This window comes from Sphingopyxis sp. SCN 67-31 (assembly GCF_001725095.1).
In genome coordinates, this window is the sequence record NZ_MEFH01000095.1 from 1 (window position 1) to 18,286 (window position 18,286).

Below are 18,286 nucleotides of genomic sequence, written 5' to 3' on the forward strand. Positions count from 1 at the left end.
CGGCCCGGGCGACATCCTGGTCGGCAAGATCACGCCGAAGGGCGAAAGCCCGATGACGCCGGAAGAAAAGCTGCTGCGCGCCATCTTCGGCGAAAAGGCGAGCGACGTGCGCGACACCTCGCTGCGCCTGCCGCCGGGCGTGTCGGGCACGGTCGTCGAGGTTCGCGTCTTCAACCGCCACGGCATCGACAAGGACGAGCGCGCGATCGCGATCGAACGCGAGGAGATCGAGCGGCTGAAGCAGGACGCCGACGACGAACGCTCGATCCTCAACCGCGCGACCTTCTCCAGCCTCAAGGAACTGCTGGTCGGCCAGACCACAAGCGCGGTGCCGAAGGGCATGAAGAAGGGCGAGGCGCTGACCGAAGAGCAGCTTGTCGAGCTCGAACGCTCCGACTGGTGGAAGCTCGCCGTCGTCGACGACCGCGCACAGGCCGCGCTCGAAGCGATCAAGGCGCAATATGACGAGGCGATCAAGCGCATCAACGCGAAATATGAGGATCGTGTCGAAAAGCTGCAGCGCGGCGACGAACTGGCGCCCGGCGTGCTCAAGATGGTCAAGGTGTTCGTCGCGATCAAGCGCAAGCTGCAGTCGGGCGACAAGATGGCCGGCCGTCACGGCAACAAGGGCATCATCAGCCGCATCCTGCCGATCGAGGACATGCCGTTCCTCGAGGATGGGACGCACGTCGATGTCGTGCTCAACCCGCTGGGCGTGCCGAGCCGCATGAACGTGGGGCAGATCCTCGAAACGCACCTAGGCTGGGCATCGCGCGGCTTCGGGCGGCAGATCACCGCGGCGCTCGACGAGTGGCGCGCGGCGAACCCGAACCCGGAAGCGGCATCGCCGCCCGAGGCGGTCCGCGAGGCGCTGCTCAACGCCTATGGCGAGGACTATGCCGCCGACATCGAGGCGCGGACGCCCGATCAGGTCGTCGACCTCGCCGGGCGGCTGTCGCTGGGCGTGCCCTTCGCGACGCCGGTGTTCGACGGCGCGCGCGAGGGCGACGTGTCGGCGATGCTCGAACGCGCCGGGCTCGATCGCTCGGGTCAGGTCGATCTGTATGACGGCCGCACCGGCGATCGCTTCGACCGCCGGGTGACGGTGGGATATATGTATATCCTCAAGCTGCACCACCTGGTCGACGACAAGATCCACGCGCGGTCGATCGGCCCCTACAGCCTCGTCACCCAGCAGCCGCTGGGCGGTAAGGCGCAGTTCGGCGGCCAGCGCTTCGGCGAGATGGAGGTCTGGGCGCTCCAGGCCTATGGCGCGGCCTACACGCTGCAGGAAATGCTGACGGTGAAGTCCGACGACGTGATCGGCCGCACCAAGGTCTATGAAGCGATCGTCAAGGGCGACGACACCTTCGAGGCCGGCATTCCCGAAAGCTTCAACGTGCTGGTCAAGGAAATGCGCTCGCTGGGCCTCAACGTCGAACTGTCGTCCTATGCGGACGAAGATCCCGACGAAGGTCCGGACGCTCTTCCCGAAGCCGCCGAATGATTTTTTCCTCACCCCTCTCGCTTGCCGCGAGAGGGGAAGATGGAGCCTGAAATATGAACCAGCTTACCAACTTCATGAACCCGGTGGCGAAGCCCGAAACCTTCGACATGATCAAGATCGGCATCGCCAGCCCCGAGCGTATCCGCTCGTGGTCGTTCGGCGAGATCAAGAAGCCCGAGACGATCAACTACCGCACGTTCAAGCCCGAGCGCGACGGCCTGTTCTGCGCGCGCATCTTCGGTCCGATCAAGGATTACGAATGCCTGTGCGGCAAGTACAAGCGCATGAAATACAAGGGAATCGTGTGCGAGAAGTGCGGCGTCGAGGTCACGGTGACCAAGGTCCGCCGCGAGCGCATGGGCCATATCGAACTCGCCGCGCCGGTCGCGCACATCTGGTTCCTGAAGTCGCTGCCGTCGCGCATCGGCCTGCTGCTCGACATGCAGCTCAAGCAGCTTGAGCGCGTTCTCTATTTCGAGGCCTATATCGTCCTCGAACCCGGCCTGACGCCGCTGGAGAAGTTCCAGCTTTTGACCGAGGACGAACTGCTCGACGCGCAGGACGAATATGGCGAGGACGCCTTCTCGGCCGGGATCGGTGCCGAGGCGATCCGCGTGCTGCTCGAGAATCTCGATCTCGAACAGGAACGCAGCGATCTGATGGAAGAGCTGGCGACGACCAAGTCGGAGCTGAAGCCCAAGAAGATCATCAAGCGCCTGAAGGTCGTCGAAAGCTTCATCGAATCGGGCAACCGTCCCGAATGGATGATCCTGGAAGTCATCCCCGTGATCCCGCCCGAACTGCGCCCGCTGGTGCCGCTCGACGGCGGCCGCTTCGCGACCTCGGACCTCAACGACCTCTACCGCCGCGTCATCAACCGCAACAACCGTCTGAAAAGGCTGATGGAACTGCGCGCGCCGGACATCATCGTCCGCAACGAAAAGCGCATGCTGCAGGAAGCCGTCGACGCATTGTTCGACAACGGCCGCCGCGGCCGCACGATCACCGGCGCCAACAAGCGTCCGCTCAAGTCGCTGTCCGACATGCTTAAGGGCAAGCAGGGCCGCTTCCGCCAGAACCTGCTTGGCAAGCGCGTCGACTATTCGGGCCGTTCGGTCATCGTGACCGGCCCCGAACTCAAGCTTCACCAGTGCGGCCTGCCCAAGAAGATGGCGCTCGAACTGTTCAAGCCCTTCATCTACGCGCGCCTCGACGCCAAGGGTCTGTCGATGACCCTGAAGCAGGCGAAGAAGTGGGTCGAGAAGGAACGCAAGGAAGTCTGGGACATCCTCGACGAGGTGATCCGCGAGCATCCGGTGCTGCTGAACCGCGCGCCGACGCTCCACCGCCTCGGCATCCAGGCGTTCGAGCCGGTGCTGATCGAGGGCAAGGCGATTCAGCTTCACCCACTGGTCTGCGCCGCGTTCAACGCCGACTTCGACGGCGATCAGATGGCCGTGCACGTCCCGCTGTCGCTCGAAGCGCAGCTCGAAGCGCGCGTGCTGATGATGTCGACCAACAACATCCTGTCCCCCGCGAACGGCAAGCCGATCATCGTGCCGTCGCAGGATATGGTCCTCGGTCTCTATTATCTGTCGATGGAGCGCGAGGGTGAGCCCGGCGAGGGCATGCTGCTCGCCGACATGGCCGAGGTGCACCAGGCGCTCTACACGGGCGCGGTGACGCTGCACACGCGCGTCATCAGCCGCGTCCCGCAGACCGATGAGCAGGGTAACAGCTACCTCAAGCGGTTCGAGACCACCCCGGGGCGCATGCTGATCGGCGAATGCCTGCCGAAGTCGCACACCGTGCCCTTCGACGTCGTCAACCGCCTCCTCACCAAGAAGGAGATCGGCGACGTCATCGACCAGGTCTATCGCCATACCGGGCAGAAGGAGACGGTGCTGTTCGCCGACGCGATCATGGCGCTGGGCTTCCGTCACGCCTTCCGTGCCGGCATCTCGTTCGGCAAGGACGACATGATCATCCCGGCGGCCAAGGAGAAGCTGGTCGACGAGACGCGCGCCCTGGTGAAGGATTTCGAGCAGCAGTATCAGGACGGCCTGATCACGCAGCAGGAAAAATACAACAAGGCGATCGACGCCTGGTCGCAGTGCGGCGACAAGGTTGCAAACGCGATGATGGACGAGATTCGCGCGACGCCGAAGCTCGACGACGGTCGCCTCGCGCCGATCAACTCGATCTACATGATGGCGCACTCGGGTGCCCGCGGTTCGCAGGCGCAGATGAAGCAGCTCGCCGGCATGCGCGGGCTGATGGCCAAGCCGTCGGGCGAGATCATCGAAACGCCGATCATCTCGAACTTCAAGGAAGGTCTGACCGTCCTCGAATATTTCAACTCGACCCACGGCGCCCGCAAGGGCCTGGCGGACACGGCGCTCAAGACGGCGAACTCGGGCTATCTGACCCGCCGTCTCGTCGACGTGTCACAGGATTGCGTGGTGATCGAGGAGGATTGCGGCACCGATCGCGGCATGGAAATGCGCGCGATCGTGCAGGGCGGATCGGTGATCGCGTCGCTCGGCGAGCGCATCCTCGGCCGCACGACGCTCGAGGACGTCACCGATTCCGACGGCACGCTGCTTGCGCCGGTCGGAACGCTGCTCGACGAAGCCACGGTCGCGAAGATCGAGGAGGCCGAGGTTCAGGCGGTCAAGATTCGCAGCCCGCTCGTTTGCGAAGCGGCGCTGGGCGTCTGCGCCAAATGCTATGGCCGCGACCTCGCGCGCGGCACGCCGGTGAACATCGGTGAAGCGGTCGGCGTCATCGCGGCGCAGTCGATCGGCGAGCCGGGCACGCAGCTCACGATGCGGACCTTTCACATCGGCGGCGCCGCGCAGGTCAACGAACAGTCGAACCTGGAGGCGATCTCCGACGGCACGATCGAATATCGCGACATGGAAACGATCGTCGATCAGCGCGGCCGCCGTCTGGCGCTGTCGCGTTCGGGCGAGATCGCGGTCATCGACCCCGAGGGCCGCGAGCGCGCGACCCATCGCCTGCCCTATGGTGCGCAGATCATGCACAAGGACGGCGAAAAGGTGAAGAAGGGCGACCGGATCGCCGAATGGGATCCGTTCACCATGCCGCTGATCACCGAAAAGAACGGTGTCGTGAAGTATCAGGACCTGATCGACGGCAAGACGCTGGCCGAACAGGTCGACGAGGCGACCGGCATCGCGCAGCGCGTCGTCATCGAATATCGCGCCACGGGCCGCGGCAAGAAGGAAGAGCTCCAGCCGCGACTGACCCTGCTCGACGAGACGAGCGGCGAAGCGGCGCGCTACCTGCTCGCGGTCGGCACGATGATCTCGGTCGACGACGGGCAGGACGTGAAGGCGGGCGACGTGCTGGCGCGCGTCACGCGTGAAGCGTCGAAGACGCGCGACATCACCGGCGGTCTGCCGCGCGTCGCCGAACTGTTCGAGGCGCGCATCCCCAAGGATAATTCGGTGATCGCCAAGATCAGCGGCCGCATCGAATTCGTCAAGGATTACAAGGCGAAGCGCAAGATCGCGATCGTTCCGGAAGAAGGCGATCCGGTCGAATATCTGATCCCCAAGTCGAAGGTGCTCGAGGTGCAGGAAGGCGACTATGTGAAGCGCGGCGACGCGCTGATCAGCGGCTCGCCCAACCCGCACGACATCCTTGACGTCATGGGGGTCGAGGCACTGGCCGAGTTCCTCGTCGCGGAGATCCAGGAAGTCTATCGACTCCAGGGCGTGAAGATCAACGACAAGCACATCGAGGTGATCGTCCGCCAGATGCTGCAGAAGGTCGAGATCACCGACGGCGGCGACACCACGCTGCTGCCGGGCGAGCAGCTCGATTATCTGGAGATGATGGAATATAACGCCAAGCTGCCCAAGAACGGCAAGCCTGCCGAGGGCCGCCCGGTCCTCCTCGGTATCACCAAGGCGAGCCTGCAGACGCGCAGCTTCGTCTCGGCGGCGTCCTTCCAGGAAACGACCCGCGTCCTCACCGAAGCATCGGTGCAGGGCAAGGTCGACTCGCTGATGGGCCTCAAGGAGAATGTCATCGTCGGCCGCCTGATCCCGGCGGGCACCGGCGCGGCGATGAACCGCGTCCGCGTCACTGCGTCGTCGAAGGACGCCGCGCTGCGCGCCGCCATGCGCGCCGCGAACGAGGCGCACCTCGTCGCGCCGCAGACGGCGGCCGAGGAGCATGCGGCCGAGCTGGCACAGGGCCCCGAAGCCGCGCTGGGCGACGATCCGCTCGGCAAGGTGCAGGGCGAGGACTTCACCACCGACGACGTGATGGTCGAGGACCGTCCCGAAGGCGGCGAGGAAGAATAAGCCTCACGCCGGCCCGACGGCCAAAGGAAAGAAGCCCCGCCGGAGCGATCCGGCGGGGCTTTCTTTTGGGAGTCCGGTGGCTCGCGAATATGTCTGCGTTCGGCACGGCCAATCCTTCCCGTTGCGCTACCCTGAACGGGATTGGTTCGTCTCCTCCCTTGGAACATGGCGGATCTCGCTCCCCGGCGAAAGCCGGGGTCCGGAAGCGGCAGCGCCATCTGGCATGGACCCGGCTTTCGCCGGGGAACAATTCCTGTCGGGCAGGGATAATCCCCAGCTTCAGGGGGCGCGGCCTGTCCTTGAACGAAGGTGAGGTCGGCCACGGATGTCGAAACGAGTTCGGCATGGGCAAGAGGCCGAGAGTTTCCGGTTGGCCCTCTTTTCAATAGATATTGAGAATCAATATCAAATATAGTAAGTGGCAGCCATCGACGCACGCATGGGAGGGAAAGATGGCGGACAAGGCGCAGCGACCGATCCTGAAAGGGCTGGTCATGGCGGCGACCGTGATCGTCGCTCTCGCGTTGTTGCTGGCTGCCGCGCTGCGATGGCGGGAGAATGGCTGGGGGGCGCTGGTCTGGCTCGCGGCCTTCGTCGCGACCTTCGCCATTCGCACGCCGCATGCGAAGCGCAACCGCGCCAATATCGTGGTCGATGCGCGCAAAGGACTGGACGAAATCCTGCTGCTTACGGCGATGTTTCTTGCGATGATGGTGCTGCCCCTTCTTCATCTTGTGGTAGGGGGTTTTGGCTTTGCCGACTATTCGCTGCCCGACTGGGCGACGGCGATCGGGGCGCTGGCGCAGCCCGCCTATCTGTGGCTGTTCTGGCGCAGCCATGCGGACCTTGGCCGTAACTGGAGTCCGGGGCTGGAGGTTCGCGACGGGCACCAGCTGGTTGCAAAGGGCATCTATGCCCGTATTCGCCATCCCATGTATGCTGCGATCTGGATATCGGCGCTCGCGCAGCCGCTGTTGATCCATAATTGGATCGCCGGCTTTCTGGTCGTGCCGGCCTTCGCGGCCATGTGGTTCCTTCGCGTTCCGAACGAGGAGGCTCTGATGCGCGGCCGTTTCGGCGACGCATGGGACGAATATTGCGCGCGCACCGGCCGTTTGTTCCCGAAAAGGGCGCGCTGAATCGATGAATGAAAAAGCCCGCCGGCGCGGCCGACGGGCTTCTGGTTCTGGAAATGGGCGGGCCGGTGCTGGCGCCTCGAAGGCGGCCGGCCCGGTGCTGCTAGGGCGCGAGGATCGCGACGGTCAGGTAGAGCAGCAGCGGCAGGCCGAAGCCGAGCAAGGTCAGCGCCACGAAGGCGACGCGTGTCCACAAGACGTCGAAGCCGAACTGATCGGCCAGGCCGGCACAGACCCCGAAGATCAGGCCGTCCTGACGATTCTTGCGAAAACCCTGTTTCATGTTGTTCCTTTCGATCCCAGCCACGGGGGCCGGCGTTGCTGGCGAAGGCGGCGGCTGGTCAGACGACCAGCGAGCCGACCTGCGCGTTCTGGGCGGCAATCGCCATCAGCAGGGCCGAGGCATAGAGCGATGCGAAGGCGGCAAGGGCGTAGCTCTTGAACGAGTCCATGTCGAAACGGGCCATTGTGAAGTTCCTTTCTTTCCTCCCATCCGGACTATCCGGTGGATGCCCCATGTTTTGCAGGGACCGTGCCAATTGCGTTCATTGGCGGTTCAGCGCGGTTTTTGCGGCTCTATTATTTTATTTCGCCGTGATAATTGCGCGATGATGGGAAAAAATGCCATTGATCGGTCAAATATATACAGCTTGGATCCGGCGGGCGTTTTTCGTCACCCCGCATGGAAGGCCGGTCCGCCCCCGGTTCGTGGCCAATGAACCCGCCCGCTGATCCCGCTGTCGCGCCGCACGGGGCGAAAGAGCGGTTTCCCTTGGCGTGGGAAATATCCTACGCGGAAAGCCGATGACGCTGATCCGCCTCTCGCTGACCGATTTTCGCAATCACGCCGGCGCGGATCTGGCCGCTGGTCCGGGGCTGGTCGCGCTCCACGGCGACAATGGCGCGGGCAAGACCAATATATTGGAGGCGATCTCGCTGCTCGCGCCGGGTCGCGGGCTGCGCCGCGCGCCGCTCGCCGAGATGGTGCGCGACGGGGCGAGCGGCGGCTTCGCGGTGTTCGCGGAGGTGCTTGCGGGCGACGATCTGCCGCCGGTCGCGCTCGGCACCGGGATCGAGCCCGCGCATCCGGGGCGGCGGCTGGTGCGGATCAACGGCGGCGCGGCGGCGGCGACCGCGCTCGGCGACTGGCTGGCGGTGCTGTGGCTCACCCCCGCGATGGACCGGCTGTTCGTCGAGACCGCGGGGAACCGGCGGCGCTTCCTCGACCGGCTGGTGCTGGCGCTCGATCCCCGCCACGCGCAGCACGGCAACCGCTACGAGGCGGCGCTGCGCGCGCGCGGCAAGCTGCTCGCCGACGCGACTTCGGCGGACCCGCAATGGCTTGCCAGTCTCGAAGCGCAACTCGCCGAGCATGGCGCCGCAATCGACGCGGCGCGGCAGCACACGCTCGCGGCGCTGTCCGCCGAACTGGCGCAGCAGCCCGACGCCCCCTTCGCGCGGCCGCTGCTGACGCTCGTCGACAGCGAAGGGGAGGCCCGCGCCGAACCATGGACGGCCGAGGCGCTGCGTGCGCTGTTCGCGGGGCGGCGGCGGATCGACGCGGCGGCGGGACGGGCGACCGCCGGGCCGCACCGCGACGATCTGTCCGCCGTCCACGCCGCGAGCGGCCGCGCGGCGGCGCGCTGTTCGACCGGCGAGCAAAAGGCAATGCTGCTCTCGCTCATCCTCGCGCACGGCGATTGCGTGGCGCGGGCGCGGGGGCGGCGGCCGGTGCTGCTACTCGACGAGGTCGCCGCGCACCTCGACCCCTCGCGCCGTGCCGCGCTCTATGAGCGGCTCGCGGGGCAGGGCGGGCAGGCATGGCTGACCGGAACCGAGCCGGCGCTGTTCGACGCGATGCCGGGCCCGGTGATGCGATTCCATATCGCGGGCGGTCGGATTTCGGCCGCATGAAGAATAACCAATGGGAGGTGCGGGATGCCGTGGAGACACTCAGCCACGCTGGTTGGCGCGCTGATGCTCGGTTCCGGGGCGGCCGCCGAGCCGCCTGCGGCGACGCCCTATGTGGAACTGATTGGACGGCTCGAAAATCTCCACGATTATCAATCGACGAACGATCCCGATGACGTGCTGGATCACGGCTGGATGACGGCCAGGCTGCACGTCTCGCGCGTGCTGAGCGGTCAGCGCCTGGCCCGCGTCATCACCGTCCGCTATTTCGGCCACACGCACATTCGGGACGGCCGGAAAATGCGCTGGAAGCTGCGACGCGGCGATGACGGGACGTATCTCATCTGTGTGCCGCCGGGCAGCGTTGGCGTGCAATGTCCGTGACGGGACGGCAGTCTAGAGAATTTCCCGTACCATGTCCTGCGGCCGGCAGTAACGCACGCCCTTGTCGGTTTCGACGAAGGGCCGGTTCACATAGGCGGGATTGGCCACCATCGCGGCGATGATCGCGTCCTCGTCCGCGTCGGGCAAGCCCCGCTCTTCGGCGTCGGTGCCGCGCAGGCGAAGCGCTTCGCGCGCCGTCAGCCCGGCGTCCGCGAAGAGTTGCCGCAGCTTGTCGGCGGTGTAGGGAGTCTTCAGATATTCGACGACCTCGACCTCGACGCCGGGCGTCTCTTCGAGGATGGCGAGGGTCTTGCGCGAGGTGCCGCAGGCCGGATTGTGCCAGATGGTCGCTTTCATGCGCTCGCTCCTACCGCGCGGGTCCGGCGCGGGCAAGGTCGTGAAAAAGGGCGCCGGCGTAAACCCGCTATTCATGGCGAATATGCCACATTCTCCCGCATGACGAAGCACGACCGTCTTGCCTTTGCCACGCGGACAGGCGCTTATGACGGTCGAGGAGCCGCCGGCTGGCGGCCGTTGCGGGGTTGGGTTGCACGTGAATGATATGATGGATCGCAGGGCGATGCTGGCGGCCTTGGCCGGTGCGGGGGCGATGGCCGCCGCCCCGGCCCGCGCGCAGCTCCCCGACTGGATTCGGCAGCCGGTGGCGCCGCCCGCGCCGCCGGTCGATTATCTGGCGGTCGCGCGCCAGCAGCTCGAACGGCAGGGCAACCGAATCGGCCAGACCGATCGCGTCGGCATCGTCGATTTCGGACTGCCCTCTTCGCGTCCGCGCTTCGCGCTCGTCGACCTCGTCGCGGGCACCATCGACCTCTATCCGGTGACCCACGGTCGCGGTTCCGACCCGCAGCACGACGGTTGGCTCAAGAGTTTCTCGAACCGCGTCGGATCGCTGGCCAGTTCGCGCGGCGCCTATCGCACCAGCGACTATTATTGGGGCGCCAACGGCTCGTCGATGCGCCTCGCGGGGCTGGAGCCCGACAACAGCAACGCCGACATCCGCGCGATCGTCGTCCACGGCGCCTGGTATGCCGACCCCGCGCTGATCGCGACGCAGGGCAAGCTCGGGCGCAGCGAAGGCTGCTTCGTGTTCGGCGAGGCGCTGCTGCCGCAAATCCTCTACAAGCTCGGCCCCGGACGCCTGCTCTTCGCCGACAAGCTGAGCGTATCGCCGCCGCCGGCGCCGTTCGAGCTGCCGCCGGTCGCGGACAATATCATCCGCACCGGCGCCAACGGAACGCTGCCCAAGACGGCGGATTAGGGCATGATCGTCCTCGACTGAAAAGGATAGTGTCCCCGCGAAGGCGGGGACACAGAGCATTCTGGCGCCGACGCTGGCTCTTTGTCGCTCTGGGCTCCCGCCTGCGCGGGAGCACGCGGCTGTCGGCTTAGACTCTGATAACTTTGGATTGACCTACCTCGTCATTGCGAGCGGAGCGAAGCAATCCAGGGCGGTTTACGCAAGCTCTGGATTCCCGCGCGGCTTCGCCGCTCGCAATGACGAGTCCATTCGATGTCATCCCGCTCCGGCTATTCAATGACGATCCCATGCAGCGTCACCCGGCTATGACCGTCAGGCTCAATAGATTCCGGTCGTCGCTTGCGTCGTGACGTTGGGGGCCGGGATCGTCGGCACCACGGTTGGCGGCGCCGGGGAGATGACGACCGCCGCGGTGCGGCCGGGCTTGGCAAAGCTGGCGACGACGGGCGCGTCGCGGCCATAGATGTCGGCGAGTTTCTTCACCCCGCCTTTGGCATCGGGAACGACCGTCCAATAGGCGACATAGACCGGGAAGGGATTTTCGAAGCCGAAGCGCGTCGTCTTGCCGCTCGCCACCGCCTCGCCGAACTCTTCGGGGCTGCGGCCGGCGAACATCACCGCCATCAGGCCCGAGAAGTGCAGCGCGCGCTCGGTGCGGATGCAGCCGTGGCTGAACGCGCGCGCCGCCTGCGCGAAGGCGCCCTTCGACGGCGTGTCGTGCAGGTAGATGGCGTGTTCGTTCAGCATCTCCATCTTCATCACGCCCAGCGCGTTGTTGGCGCCGGGCTGCTGCACGACCGACAGCGTCTTGCCGCTGCCCGTCCAGGTATAGCCCTGCGCGCGCGCGGAGGCGGGATTGCGCGCGATCGTCGCGCCGATGCCCTCGTTGATGATGCTGCGCGGCAGCGTCCAGGTCGGGTTGAGGATCACGCCCGTCGCCATCGGGTTGAGCTGCGGCGTCGGCGTCGACGGCTTGCCGACCACCGCCTTGTGCGTTGCGATGACGACGCCGTCGTGAACGACGCGAGTCAGATATTCGGGGACGTTGCTGACGACATAGCCCGACCCCAGGTCGCGCGGCATCCAGCGCCAGCGTTCCATGTTGACGCGGATCGCATTGGTGTCGGCGGGCGTCTTGGCGACGGCGAGCGCGGCCTTGAGCGCGGCGAAATCGGGATGGACCGGGTCGAGGCCGAGCAGCGCCTCGGGAACCGAATTGGACAGCAGCGCGGAGGTGAGCAATGCGATCAGCGGCGTCTGCTCGGCGTCGTTGTCGGTCATGAACCACTGCTTGCGCGCCGCGTTCGGCGTGCGCCCGTCGCGCATATGCGTCGCGAGCAGCAGGAAGCTGTCGGTCGCGACCTTGTCGAGCCGCGCCTGGTCGCCGCCGGCGATCGCGGCCTGCAGCCCGTCGGGGTTGTAATCCTTTGGAAACAATCCTTCGGCGCCGACATTGCCGATGAAGGCGAGCAGCGCCTTGGCATTGTTCGCCGACCAGTCGGGCCGATTGGCTTCGGCCAGCGTTTCGACGACGGGCGCGTCGTCGGTGACCTTGTCGGGTTGCAGGACGACCGAATCCTCCTTGACGTCGGTCGTCTGCGCGAGGGCTGGTGCGGCCGCGAAAAGAAGCGGCAGGGCGAATGCGAAGCGGGGGGAGAGTTTCGACATGCGCCCCGCCATAACCGAGTTTCCAAGGGTTTGGAAGCGCGGGACGGGTGGGCAGGGTGGCTCCGAATGGAGGTGGTGCCGGAGTTCGATGGCCTTGACCGGCGTCGCGATTGCGACCCCGGATTTGATCAGGGAGAAGCAATCTCGGAGCAATTCAGAGCGCCGTGCTTAATCCGGACCAACTGAAATCCGTTCGTGTCGAGCGAAGTCGAGACACCCATCGACGTAGCGCAAGGCCAATGGGTGTCTCGACTTCGCTCGACACGAACGGGACAGCGATTCAGGATAGAGGCGCGATGCTCCCGCCGCGCTCTGGATTGCCACGCGGTTTCGCTGCTCGCAACGACGCCGAATGGCCGGCTTCGGCCCCGCGCCCTACCCCTTCGCCTCGGCATCCTGCCGCGCGAGCCAGTCCTCGAGCCATTTGATCGTGTAGTTGCCGTCGATCACGTCTGGGTCGGCAAGCAGCGCCTGATGCAGCGGGATGTTGGTCTTGATCCCGCCGACGACCATCTCGTCGAGCGCGCGGCGCATCCGCATCATGCAGCTTTCGCGCGTCCGGCCATAGACGATCAGCTTGCCGATCATGCTGTCGTAATAAGGCGGGATCGCATAGCCCGCATAGAGCCCGCTATCGACGCGGACGTGCATGCCGCCCGCGGCGTGATATTGCGTCACCTTGCCCGGCGAGGGCAGGAAGCTGCGCGGGTCCTCGGCGTTGATCCGGCATTCGATCGCGTGGCCGCGGAATTCCAGATCCTCCTGACGGACCGACAGGCCGCGCCCGTCGGCGATGCGGATCTGTTCGCGGACGAGGTCGAAACCGGTGATCATCTCGGTCACCGGATGCTCGACCTGGATGCGGGTGTTCATCTCGATGAAGAAGAATTCGCCGTTTTCCCACAGAAACTCGATCGTGCCGGCGCCGCGATAGTGCATCTTCGCCATCGCATCGGCGCAGATCTGGCCCATGCGCGCGCGCTCCTCGGCCGAGATGACGGGCGAGGGCGCTTCCTCCAGCACCTTCTGGTGGCGGCGCTGGAGCGAGCAGTCGCGCTCGCCGAGGTGGATCGCATTGCCGTTGCCGTCGCCGAACACCTGAAATTCGATGTGGCGCGGATTGCCGAGATATTTCTCCATATAGACGGTCGGATCGCCGAATGCCGCCGCCGCCTCGCTCGATGCCTGGCCCATCAGGCTTTCGAGGCTGTCGGCGTCGGGAACGACCTTCATGCCGCGGCCGCCGCCGCCCGACGCCGCCTTGATCAGCACCGGATAGCCGATCTCCTCGGCCATCCGCTTCGCCTCGTCGCCATAGGTGACGGCGCCCGGCGAGCCGGGAACGACGGGCAGGCCCAGTTCGACCGCGGTGCGCTTGGCCTCGACCTTGTCGCCCATGGTGCGGATATGCTCGGGCTTGGGGCCGACGAAGGTGATGCCGTGCGCTTCGATGATCTCGGCGAAGCGCGCATTTTCCGACAGAAAACCGTAGCCGGGATGGATCGCGTCGGCGCCCGTCACCTCGGCCGCCGAAATGATCGCGGGAATGTTGAGATAGCTGTCCTTCGCCGCGGGCGGGCCGATGCATACCGCCTCGTCGGCGAGGCGGACGTGCATCGCGTCGGCGTCGGCGGTCGAATGCACCGCGACTGTCTTGATCCCCATTTCGTGGCAGGCGCGGTGGATGCGCAACGCGATCTCGCCGCGGTTGGCGATGACCAGTTTCTCGATCGTCATCGGATGAATCAGCCGATGGTGAACAGCGGCTGGTCGAACTCGACCGGCTGGCTGTTCTCGACATGCACGGCCTTCAGCGTGCCGGAGGTGGGGGCGGTGATCGGGTTCATCACCTTCATCGCCTCGATGATCAGGACGGTGTCGCCCTCCTTCACCGACGATCCGACGCTGGCGAAGGTCGGCGCCCCCGGTTCGGGCGCGAGATAGACGGTGCCGACCATCGGCGACTTGACCGCGTCGGCGAAGCTGTCGGCGGCGGGCGGCGGCGCCGCGGCGGGAGCGGGCGGCGCGAGGGGAACGGCGGCGGGGGCCGCGGGGGCGAAGGCGACAGGCGCGGCTGCGGCGGCGGTCAGCGTTCGCGCGACGCGCACCTTGCGGTCGCCGTCCTCGACCTCGATTTCCGAAAGCTGCGTGTCGTCGAGCAACTCGGCGAGCGCGCGGACGAAAGCCGGATCGATGTTGATGCCCTGATCCTTGTGGTCACCCATTGCGATAGTTCCTGTTGTTGTTGTGGTGCCTTGGTGGCACTCGACCCCTGTTCTGGTCGCGCCCTCTTGTCAGAGACGCGCGGCGGCGTCCAGCGCCAGCGTGTAGCTGTTCGCGCCGTGCCCCGCGAAATGCGCGGCCGCCGCCATGCCGATATAGCTGATATGGCGAAAGGATTCGCGGCTTTTCGGGTCCGATAGATGAACCTCGATCACCGGCACCGCGATCGACTTGATCGCATCGTGCAGCGCGATCGAGGTGTGCGTATAACCGCCGGCGTTGAGCAGCACCGCCTTCGCGCCCGCGAAATGCGCTTCGTGCAGCCAGTCGATCAGCACCCCCTCGTGGTTCGACTGGCGGCAGTCGACGGACAGGCCCAGCCAGGCCGCCTGCGCGGCCAGCCGCGCGTGGATGGCGTCCAGCGTATCGTGGCCGTAGATTTCGGGCTCGCGCGTGCCGAGCAGGTTGAGGTTGGGGCCCGAAAGGACGAAGACGACGGGGGTTTCGGAGGAGGTTTCCGGCAAAGACCTGGCTTTCGGTTGCGGCGGGGCTGGCTCCCCCTATATGGGCTGCACGGCGAAACGCAAAGAAGGGCAGCGGCGGTGATTGCGATCATCCTCAACGGAGAGCAGAGGCAGGTGCGCGGGGGCAGCATCGCCGACCTCGTCGCGTCGCTCGGGCTCGACGTGAAGAAGGTCGCGGTCGAACGCAATCGCGAGATCGTGCCGCGCTCGACCCTTGCCGACGTGGCGCTCGCGGACGGCGACGCGCTGGAAATCGTCCATTTCGTGGGAGGCGGCTGATGGCGGTCGCGCGGATCGTGCCCAATCGCTATGCCGGCGACGTCCGGGAAGGCGCGGGCTTTTTCAACGATGTGCTGGGGCTGGAAACGGCGATGGCGATCGATTTCATCACCATCTATCGTTCGTCCACCCAGCCGACGGCGCAGATCAGCGTCCTGACCGACGACCCGTCGGGGCTGCGGCCCGCCTATTCGGTGGGCGTCGATGACGTCGATGCGGTGCATGCCCGCGCGGTCGCGGCGGGGCACGAGATCGTCTACGCCCTGCGCGACGAGCCCTGGGGCGTTCGCCGGTTTTTCGTTCGCGATCCCCTCGGCGACATTGCGAACGTGGTGCAGAACAAGGATTGAATGTGGACAGAATCGACAGTTGGAGCGTTGCCGGGCGGACCTTCACGTCGCGGCTGATCGTCGGCACCGGCAAATACAGGGATTTTGAACAGAACGCCGCCGCGGTCGAGGCGTCGGGGGCACAGATCGTCACCGTCGCGGTGCGCCGCGTCAACGTGTTGGACCCGAATGCGCCGATGCTCACCGACTATATCGATCCGAAGAAGATCACCTATCTGCCCAACACCGCGGGCTGCTTCAGTGCCGACGACGCGATCCGCACGCTGCGCCTCGCGCGCGAGGCGGGCGGCTGGGACCTCGTCAAGCTGGAGGTACTGGGCGAGGCGAAGACGCTCTATCCGAACATGCGCGAAACTCTCCACGCGACCGAGGTGCTGGCGAAGGAGGGCTTCCTGCCGATGGTCTATTGCGTCGACGACCCGATCGCGGCGAAGCAGCTCGAGGATGCGGGCGCCGTCGCGGTCATGCCGCTTGGTGCGCCGATCGGGTCGGGGCTCGGCATCCAGAACCGGGTGACGATCCGCCTGATCGTCGAGGGTGCATCGGTGCCGGTGCTTGTCGATGCCGGCGTCGGCACCGCGAGCGACGCAGCGGTGGCGATGGAACTCGGCTGCGACGGGGTGCTGATGAACACCGCGATCGCCGAGGCGAAGGACCCGATCCGCATGGCGCGCGCGATGAAACTGGCGGTCGAAGCGGGGCGCGACGCCTATCTGTCCGGCCGCATGGGCCAGCGCCGCTACGCCGACCCGTCAAGCCCGCTCGCGGGGCTGATCTAGGCTACCGGAAAAAGCTGCATACTCCCGCGAAGGCGGGAGCCCATCTCCGGTCGGTGCAAGATGGAACCGGCCGGAGATGGATCCCCGCCTTCGCGGGGATACGGCGGTTTTGCTTAGGGCACCCGTTTCACCGGCGGCGGGGTCCAGCGTCCTTCCAGCGCCTCGCGCCGCGGCAGGTAGAGGCGCAGGTTCATCGTGAACGGTCCCGCGGGCGCGGGCAGCCAGTTGGCTTCCTTGTCGGTCCCCGGGCTGTCCGTCTGGATATAGAGGTCGAGCGAGCCGTCGGCGTTGAAGTTCAGCTTGTCGCGGTCGCCGATCGCGAAACGGCCCAACGGATTGGCGGCGAAGAACTGGTCGGCGCCGTACATGGTCAGCGACCAGAAGGCGTCGGCGGGCGGAATCCGCTCCTTGTCGAAATGGAGGACATAGCGCGCCGCGCCGTTCAGCGGCTTGCCGTCGCCGTCGATCGGCGCCATCGGATAGATGGCCTCCTCGGGCGGCAACGCGCCGAGCCCGGCATAGCCGATGAAGGCGCGCTGGAGGTAATCGTTGCCATAGACGCCGAGCGCATTGCCCAGCGCGACCCAGCCATCGCGGCTCAGCGGCACGCTCCGGCGTCGTTCGACAATGCGGCGATAGCCGTCCGCGGCGGCGCGCGTCAGCCCGCGCTGCACCGCCGGGTCGGCCTTGCCGAGATCGAAGCTCCGCCCCGCTTCCAGCCCGACCTTTTCCATGCGCAGCAGGATAGCGACGTCGGTGGCGTGTGGCGGATTGCGCTTCATCGTCTCGGCGAACAGCGCGAAAAAGGCGTCGGGCGCGAGCGCTGCGACCTGCTCGACCGGCGGCGTCGTCATGTCGACCGACGGATCGGCCTTCGCCGGTGCGGCGGCCGCCTGCGGCTTGCCCCATGCCGACAGCGGCGTCGCGGCATAGCGTGCCTGGAGCATGTGGACATGATCGTAATCGTCGGCGCCGTTGGTCTGGATGCGGCCGATGATCCAGCCCATGTCGGTTGGGCTGCGTACCATCCGCATGCCCTGGGGCAGCGTACCCTGCCAGTGCGGGCCGACGAGCGCGACGGTGCCGCCGTCATTGCCCGTGGTGCGCGTGCCGAGCGTCGCGAACACTTCGGTCCACATGTCCATGATCGGCACGACATGATAGCGCCCCGCCGTGTCGGGCAGCGTCAGGACCAGCGGTTCGTTCCCGACATCGTACCACAGGCTCGAATAGAGCGTGTCGGCGTTGGGCCGCACGACGTCCCTGAAGGTTGCGTCGGGATAGCGCCGCATGTGCGAAAACTGGTTCATCGGCGCGCGCAGCCGGCCTTCCCGGGCGTTGGTCGCGACGCGCCGCGTCACTTCCATCAGCACCATCGGATAGGCGTAGGCATAGGCTTCGAGACCGACGGCATAGGCCTCCTCCTCGCTCACCGGCGCCGCCCGCGTCGCGCCGGGCAGCAGGATCGTCGCCATCGCCATCAGGGCCAGCAGGCTTTTCATCGAACCGATCTCCTCGCAGATTTTCCGTCCCGCTAGCGTTCGCGGCGGCGCCAGTCTGTCATCCGGGCGACAATCTCCTGGGATTCCGGTTCCCGGCATTTGGAGCATCGAGCCTTAAATCTGACCTATCGTTCCGTTCGTGTCGAGCGAAGTCGGGACACTTGTCGGCCTTGCGCCACGCCGATGGGTGTCTCGACTTCGCTCGACACGAACGGATAAGGGGCGTTGCGGGTGTATGGCACGCCGCTCTATGGCCTGTGGGGATTCAGAGTCTATCGCCGCGATATTGTATAAAGCCGTGTTCCCCTGCCCTTCGACTGCCCGCAGGGCGGGCGCTCAGGATAAACTTCCGCCATAGGCGGAAGGCGGGGGTCCATCTTCGGCCGGTTCCATCTCGAAACCACCGC

Annotated in this window: 17 protein-coding genes; 9 read left to right on the forward strand and 8 right to left on the reverse strand. The window is 66.0% G+C overall.

All coding sequences use genetic code 11. The features are described 5' to 3' along the window. The 3 genes from ABS88_RS18825 to ABS88_RS18835 form a co-directional block, all read left to right on the forward strand. Positions 1–1,507: DNA-directed RNA polymerase subunit beta (locus tag ABS88_RS18825; protein WP_502686164.1), on the forward strand; the 1,507-nt coding region annotated here is incomplete at its 5' end. Between the two features lie 53 nt (positions 1,508–1,560). Further along, on the forward strand, positions 1,561–5,844 hold the full coding sequence (rpoC, locus tag ABS88_RS18830) for a DNA-directed RNA polymerase subunit beta' (RefSeq protein ID WP_067109266.1): 4,284 nt from the start codon (positions 1,561–1,563) through the stop codon (positions 5,842–5,844). A gap of 452 nt (positions 5,845–6,296) precedes the next feature. Then, positions 6,297–6,983 carry a protein-S-isoprenylcysteine O-methyltransferase gene (locus ABS88_RS18835; RefSeq protein WP_199775002.1) on the forward strand — a complete coding sequence of 229 codons (687 nt, stop codon included), beginning with the start codon at positions 6,297–6,299 and terminating at the stop codon, positions 6,981–6,983. A gap of 100 nt (positions 6,984–7,083) precedes the next feature. On the opposite strand, the gene ABS88_RS18840 is transcribed toward ABS88_RS18835, so the two are convergent. Both ABS88_RS18840 and ABS88_RS18845 read right to left on the reverse strand, forming a co-directional pair. Next, positions 7,084–7,263, reverse strand: a complete 180-nt coding sequence (locus ABS88_RS18840; protein ID WP_067109263.1) for a PspC domain-containing protein — start codon at positions 7,261–7,263, stop codon at positions 7,084–7,086. A gap of 58 nt (positions 7,264–7,321) precedes the next feature. Further along, positions 7,322–7,447, reverse strand: a complete 126-nt coding sequence (locus ABS88_RS18845; RefSeq protein ID WP_255211446.1) for a hypothetical protein — start codon at positions 7,445–7,447, stop codon at positions 7,322–7,324. Between the two features lie 337 nt (positions 7,448–7,784). Here ABS88_RS18845 and recF point away from each other — a divergent pair, with 337 nt between their 5' ends. Next, entirely contained in the window at positions 7,785–8,894 is a 1,110-nt protein-coding gene (recF, locus tag ABS88_RS18850; protein ID WP_076076243.1) for a DNA replication/repair protein RecF, read from the forward strand. A 24-nt stretch (positions 8,895–8,918) separates the two neighbouring features. Beyond that, a complete protein-coding gene (locus tag ABS88_RS18855) occupies positions 8,919–9,275 on the forward strand; it encodes a hypothetical protein (RefSeq protein ID WP_158682255.1) in 357 nt (118 codons plus the stop codon). 12 nt (positions 9,276–9,287) lie between these two features. Here the strand turns inward: ABS88_RS18855 and ABS88_RS18860 are convergent, their stop codons facing one another. Continuing rightward, positions 9,288–9,632, reverse strand: coding sequence for an arsenate reductase family protein (locus ABS88_RS18860; RefSeq protein WP_076076240.1), 345 nt, complete (start codon positions 9,630–9,632; stop codon positions 9,288–9,290). Between the two features lie 223 nt (positions 9,633–9,855). On the opposite strand from ABS88_RS18860, the gene ABS88_RS18865 reads away from it, so the two are divergent. Beyond that, a complete protein-coding gene (locus ABS88_RS18865; protein ID WP_076078021.1) occupies positions 9,856–10,554 on the forward strand; it encodes a murein L,D-transpeptidase catalytic domain family protein in 699 nt (232 codons plus the stop codon). A 318-nt stretch (positions 10,555–10,872) separates the two neighbouring features. Here the strand turns inward: ABS88_RS18865 and ABS88_RS18870 are convergent, their stop codons facing one another. The 4 genes from ABS88_RS18870 to ABS88_RS18885 form a co-directional block, all read right to left on the reverse strand. After that, positions 10,873–12,222: a L,D-transpeptidase family protein gene (locus ABS88_RS18870; RefSeq protein WP_286750288.1), complete on the reverse strand. Its 1,350-nt coding sequence runs from the start codon at positions 12,220–12,222 to the stop codon at positions 10,873–10,875. A 375-nt stretch (positions 12,223–12,597) separates the two neighbouring features. Further along, positions 12,598–13,959, reverse strand: a complete 1,362-nt coding sequence (accC, locus tag ABS88_RS18875) for an acetyl-CoA carboxylase biotin carboxylase subunit (RefSeq protein WP_076076237.1) — start codon at positions 13,957–13,959, stop codon at positions 12,598–12,600. A gap of 8 nt (positions 13,960–13,967) precedes the next feature. Next, the gene (gene accB, locus ABS88_RS18880) at positions 13,968–14,447 is read right to left on the reverse strand and encodes an acetyl-CoA carboxylase biotin carboxyl carrier protein (protein WP_104959776.1); all 480 of its coding nucleotides are present in this window, start codon (positions 14,445–14,447) and stop codon (positions 13,968–13,970) included. 69 nt (positions 14,448–14,516) lie between these two features. Then, positions 14,517–14,969 carry a type II 3-dehydroquinate dehydratase gene (locus tag ABS88_RS18885; RefSeq protein ID WP_076076234.1) on the reverse strand — a complete coding sequence of 151 codons (453 nt, stop codon included), beginning with the start codon at positions 14,967–14,969 and terminating at the stop codon, positions 14,517–14,519. 78 nt (positions 14,970–15,047) lie between these two features. Between ABS88_RS18885 and thiS the strand changes: the two genes are divergently transcribed. From thiS to ABS88_RS18900, 3 genes are read left to right on the forward strand one after another with little or no spacing between them, the layout of a single operon-like run. Further along, positions 15,048–15,248, forward strand: coding sequence for a sulfur carrier protein ThiS (thiS, locus tag ABS88_RS18890; protein WP_174521678.1), 201 nt, complete (start codon positions 15,048–15,050; stop codon positions 15,246–15,248). Then, positions 15,248–15,598 (forward strand): VOC family protein, encoded by a 351-nt coding sequence (locus ABS88_RS18895; protein WP_067113501.1) that lies wholly within the window; start codon positions 15,248–15,250, stop codon positions 15,596–15,598. Before thiS ends, ABS88_RS18895 begins: the two co-directional genes overlap by 1 nt. 2 nt (positions 15,599–15,600) lie before the next feature. Further along, entirely contained in the window at positions 15,601–16,377 is a 777-nt protein-coding gene (locus tag ABS88_RS18900; protein WP_076076231.1) for a bifunctional sulfur carrier protein/thiazole synthase protein, read from the forward strand. 113 nt (positions 16,378–16,490) lie between these two features. Here ABS88_RS18900 and ABS88_RS18905 read toward each other — a convergent pair whose 3' ends face one another. Then, a complete protein-coding gene (locus ABS88_RS18905) occupies positions 16,491–17,879 on the reverse strand; it encodes a DUF1254 domain-containing protein (RefSeq protein WP_076076229.1) in 1,389 nt (462 codons plus the stop codon). Positions 17,880–18,286 lie beyond the last annotated feature (407 nt).